Annotated in this window: 3 protein-coding genes and 1 pseudogene; all 4 read left to right on the forward strand. The window is 66.6% G+C overall.

The window, feature by feature from the left end; translation table 11 throughout:
- Nucleotides 1-1,887 (forward strand): 2-oxoglutarate dehydrogenase E1 component (locus VF662_RS12180; RefSeq protein ID WP_464141541.1); only part of this gene is annotated, 1,887 nt, incomplete at its 5' end.
- A gap of 10 nt (nt 1,888-1,897) precedes the next feature.
- The gene (gene odhB / locus VF662_RS12185; RefSeq protein ID WP_464141543.1) at nt 1,898-3,178 is read left to right on the forward strand and encodes a 2-oxoglutarate dehydrogenase complex dihydrolipoyllysine-residue succinyltransferase; all 1,281 of its coding nucleotides are present in this window, start codon (nt 1,898-1,900) and stop codon (nt 3,176-3,178) included.
- An 11-nt stretch (nt 3,179-3,189) separates the two neighbouring features.
- On the forward strand, nt 3,190-4,587 hold the full coding sequence (gene lpdA / locus VF662_RS12190; RefSeq protein WP_464141545.1) for a dihydrolipoyl dehydrogenase: 1,398 nt from the start codon (nt 3,190-3,192) through the stop codon (nt 4,585-4,587).
- Nucleotides 4,588-4,607: 20 nt separating this feature from the next.
- Nucleotides 4,608-4,888: pseudogene (locus VF662_RS12195) on the forward strand (hypothetical protein); the annotation flags it as partial.

Genomic DNA, 4,888 nt, shown 5'->3' on the forward strand with positions numbered 1-4,888 from the left:
GAGGCGGTCGATCCGGTCGTGCTCGGCAAGGCGCGCGGCATCCAGACGCTTCGCGGCGACCAGGACGGAAGCGAGGTGCTTCCGGTCCTCCTCCACGGCGATGCGGCCTTTGCGGGCCAAGGGATCGTTGCGGAATGTTTCGGCTTCTCAGGGCTGCCCGGCTACGCGACCGGGGGCACGATCCACTTCGTGATCAACAACCAGGTGGGCTTCACCACCTCGCCGGCCTTCGCGCGCTCGTCGCCTTATCCGTCGGACATCGCCAAGTCGGTCCAGGCGCCGATACTTCACGTCAACGGCGACGACCCGGAGGCGGTCACCTTCGCCTGCAAGCTTGCGATCGAATATCGCCAGATCTTCAAGCGCGACATCGTCATCGACATGTGGTGCTATCGCCGCTTCGGCCACAATGAAGGCGACGAGCCGAGCTTCACCCAGCCGCTCATGTATTCGGAGATCCGGAAGCACTCGCCCATCTCCGACATCTATGCCGCGCGGCTCGCACGCGAGGGCGTGATCGACGCCGACTGGGTGGAAGGCGTGGTGACGCAGTTCACCAGCCTGCTCGAAGGCGAGTTCGAGGCGGCCAAGTCCTACATCCCGAACAAGGCGGACTGGTTCGAGGGGCGGTGGGCCGGCCTCGGCAAGCCCGACACGCCGGAGACCGGCCGGCGCAACGCCTCGACCGGCGTTGACGAGGCTCTGCTCCGCGACGTCGGCCGCACCCTCACGACGATCCCCGAGGGGCTGGAGATCCACAAGACGCTCGCCCGCATCATCGATGCCAAAAGGCAGATGTTCGAGAGCGGCCAGGGCTTCGACTGGGCGACCGGCGAAGCGCTCGCCTTCGGCACGCTCCTCAAGGAAGGCTGCAACGTCCGCCTCTCCGGCCAAGACAGCGGCCGCGGCACGTTCAGCCATCGCCACGCCGTGTGGGTGGCGCAGGACGATGCCACCAAATACATTCCGCTGACCCATGTCGGCGGCGCCCGCTTCGAGGTGCGCGACAGCCCGCTTTCCGAGTTCGGAGTGCTCGGCTTCGAATATGGCTATTCGATCGCCGATCCGCGCACTCTGGTGCTTTGGGAGGCGCAGTTCGGCGATTTCGCCAACGGGGCGCAGACGATCATCGATCAGTTCATATCGTCGGGCGAGGCCAAGTGGCTGCGCGCCAACGGCCTCGTGATGCTGCTCCCACACGGTTATGAAGGCCAGGGGCCGGAGCATAGCTCCGCGCGCCCGGAGCGCTATCTGCAGCTCTGTGCCGAGGACAATATGCAGGTCGCGAACTGCACGACGCCGGCGAATTACTTCCACATCCTCCGCCGCCAGATGCTTCGCGATTTCCGCAAGCCGCTGATCATCATGACGCCGAAGTCGCTGCTCCGGCACAAGCTGGCCGTTTCCAGCCTCGCCGACTTCACCGGCGAGAGCCACTTCATGCGGATCCTTTCCGATCTTAACGCACCGCGCGACGAGGATGTGAAACGGCTTGTGCTCTGCTCGGGCAAGGTTGCCTACGATCTGATGGAGGCGCGCGACCAGGCGGGCGACCGGAACACCGCAATCGTCCGCATCGAGCAGCTCTATCCCTTCCCCTCCGAGCCGCTGGTGGCGCGCCTCCGGCGCATGGCGAACCTCGAAGAGGTGGTCTGGGCGCAGGAAGAGCCGAAAAACCAGGGCTATTGGAGCTTTGCCGAACCCTATGTCGAGCAATGCCTGGCGGAGGCGGGCGTGCGGCCGCAGCGCCCGGTCTATGCGGGCCGCGCAGCCTCGGCTTCGCCCGCCACGGGCCTTGCGAAGCGCCACGCCGAGGAGCAGGCGGCATTGATCGCGGCGGCGCTTGGCCATAGCAGGCAGTCCGAACCGCAGCGCAAGGCGGGATAGAAGGGGAAATATGGCAACCGACGTTCTCGTCCCGACGCTCGGGGAATCGATCACCGAAGCGACGCTCGGCCAGTGGCTGAAGCAGCCAGGCGATCCCGTGAAGGCGGACGAGCCGATCGCCAGCCTCGAAACTGACAAGGTCGCCGTCGAAGTGCCCTCGCCGGTCGCCGGCACGATGGGCGAGCATGTGGTTGCCGAAGGCGACACGGTTGCCGTCGGTGCGCTGATCGCCCGCATCGAAGCGGGCGCCGGCGCCCCTGCCCAAGCGGAAGCGCCGCAGCCGGCACCGCTCGCCAGCCCCGTCAACCCCGCTGGCGCAGGAGAGACCCCGGCGCTGAAGGAAGATCCGCACGCGCCGCATGCGGATGAAGGCGGCGAGGACGGCGGCAGCCTCACCCTCTCCCCGGCGGTGCGCCGCGTGGTGCTGGAGCACGGCCTCGATCCTTCGAAGATCAAGGGCACCGGCAAGGACGGCCGCCTCACCAAGGACGACGTGCTCGCCGCTGCCAAGGCCGAGAAGCCGCAGGCAGCGCCTGCTCCACAGGCCGCCGCCGCTCCGTCTCCCGCACCAGCACCTGCTGCGGCCGGCGAGCGGCGCGAGGAGCGGGTGCGGATGACGCGCCTCCGCCAGACGATCGCCCGCCGCCTCAAGGAAGCGCAGAATACCGCGGCGCTGCTCACGACGTTCAACGACGTCGACATGACCGAGGTGATCGCCGCCAGGGGCAAGTATAAGGATCTGTTCGAGAAGAAGCACGGCATCCGCCTCGGCTTCATGGGCTTCTTCGTGAAGGCGGCGGCGCTCGCCGCGCGCGACATTCCCGCAGTCAACGCCTACATCGAGGGCGACGAGATCGTGTACCACGATTATCTGGACGTCTCGGTGGCCGTGTCCGCGCCGAACGGCCTCGTCGTCCCGGTCATCCGCAATGCCGATAGGCTCTCTTTCGCGGAGATCGAGAAGACGATCGCCGACTTCGGCAAGCGCGCCAAGGACGGCACCCTCAAGATGGAGGAGATGCAGGGCGGCACCTTCACCATCTCCAACGGCGGCGTGTTCGGCTCGCTCCTTTCGACCCCGATCATCAACCCGCCGCAATCGGCGGTGCTCGGAATGCACCGGATCGAGGAGCGGCCGGTGGTGCGGAACGGCCAGATCGTAGCGCGTCCTATGATGTACCTCGCCCTCTCCTACGATCACCGGCTGGTGGACGGCCGCGAGGCCGTGACCTTCCTCGTCCGGATGAAGGAAGCGATCGAGGATCCGACGCGCCTGCTGATCGATCTCTAGGATAAAGAACAATGGCAGAGACTGAATTCGACGTGATCGTGATCGGCGCAGGCCCCGGCGGCTATGTGGCCGCTATCCGCGCCGCGCAGCTGGGGCTGAAGACGGCCTGCGTCGAGAGCCGCGAGACACTGGGCGGCACCTGCCTCAACGTCGGCTGCATTCCGTCCAAGGCCTTGCTTCACGCTTCCGAACTGTTTGAGGAAGCGAACCACGGAACGCTCGCAAAGTGGGGCGTGAAGGTGGGGAACGTCGAGCTCGACCTCGAGACGATGCACGGCGGCCGACGCGAGGCCGTGAAGGGGCTCACCGGCGGCATCGAATTCCTGTTCCGCAAGAACAAGGTGACCTGGCTGAAGGGCCTCGGCCGCTTCACCTCGCCGAACAGCATCGACGTCGCCGGCACCGAATATCGGGCGAAGAACATTGTCATCGCCACCGGCTCCTCGGTGACGCCGCTCCCCGGCGTCGAGATCGATCAGGAGCGGATTGTAGACTCGACCGGGGCGCTGGAGCTTCCGAAGGTGCCGAACCACCTCGTCGTCATCGGCGGCGGCGTGATCGGGCTCGAGCTCGGCTCGGTCTGGCGGCGTCTCGGCGCGAAGGTGACGGTCGTCGAATATCTCGACCAGATCCTGCCCGGAATGGACGGCGAGGTCCGCAAGGAAGCGGCGAAGATCTTCAAGAAGCAGGGCTTCGAGCTTCGCACCTCCACGAAGGTGACGAAGGCGGAGCGGAGCGGCGAAGGCGTCACCCTCACCGTCGAACCGGCCAAGGGCGGCGCTGCGGAGACGATCGAAGCGGACGTGGTGCTTGTGGCGATCGGCCGCCGGCCGAACACCGAAGGGCTCGGCCTCGAAGCCGCGGGCGTTAAGCTCAACAATCGCGGTCAGATCGAGGTCGATCACGATTTCTGCACCGGCGTCCCCGGCGTCTACGCGATCGGCGACGTCACCCCCGGGCCGATGCTCGCGCACAAGGCCGAGGACGAGGGCGTGGCGGTGGCCGACATCCTTGCCGGCCATGTCGGCATCATCAACCACGATGTGATCCCGAGCGTCGTCTACACCTATCCGGAGATCGCCGCGGTCGGACGTACCGAGGAGGATCTCCGCGCCGAGGGCGTCGACATCAAGGTCGGCAAGTTCCCAATGTTGGGCAACAGCCGCGCCAAGACCAATCGCGATGCCGAGGGCTTCGTGAAGGTGATCGCAGACGCCCGATCGGACCGGGTGCTTGGAGTGCATATCATCGCGTCGGTCGCTGGGACCATGATCGCTCAGGCCGCGCAGGCGATGGAGTTCGGCGCCACCTCCGAAGACATCGCCTACACCTGCCACGCCCACCCGACGCATTCCGAAGCGATGAAGGAAGCGGCGATGGCGGTGACGGGGCTGCCGATCCACATCTGATCCGCCGGAGGGAGGGGCGCATGAAGCTTCGGCAAAGCCTCCGGCGCTATCACATCTGGCTCGGCTGGATCGTCGGCCTGCCGTTCCTCGCCTGGACCTTGAGCGGCCTCGTCATGGTCGCGAGGCCCATCGAGGAGGTGCGGGGCGAAGGTCTGATCGGCGAGGCGCCGGCGCTTCCGTTCGGAACCCGGCCCGTGCCGCCGCAGATCGGGCCGCGGCCGGTCACTTCACTGAAGCTGGAGCAGAGGCGGGAGGGGCCGCGCTGGGTGATCGGCTATTCGGACGGCGGCTCGCGCCTCGC

Origin of the sequence: Allosphingosinicella sp., from assembly GCF_036387215.1 — a bacterium.
Taxonomy (GTDB): domain Bacteria; phylum Pseudomonadota; class Alphaproteobacteria; order Sphingomonadales; family Sphingomonadaceae; genus Allosphingosinicella.

What these genes read in the sequence shown, in the direction of transcription:
- odhB (WP_464141543.1), top strand. Translation starts at nt 1,898, where the DNA reads ATGGCAACCGACGTTCTCGTCCCGACGCTCGGGGAATCGATCACCGAA.
- lpdA (WP_464141545.1), top strand. Translation starts at nt 3,190, where the DNA reads ATGGCAGAGACTGAATTCGACGTGATCGTGATCGGCGCAGGCCCCGGC.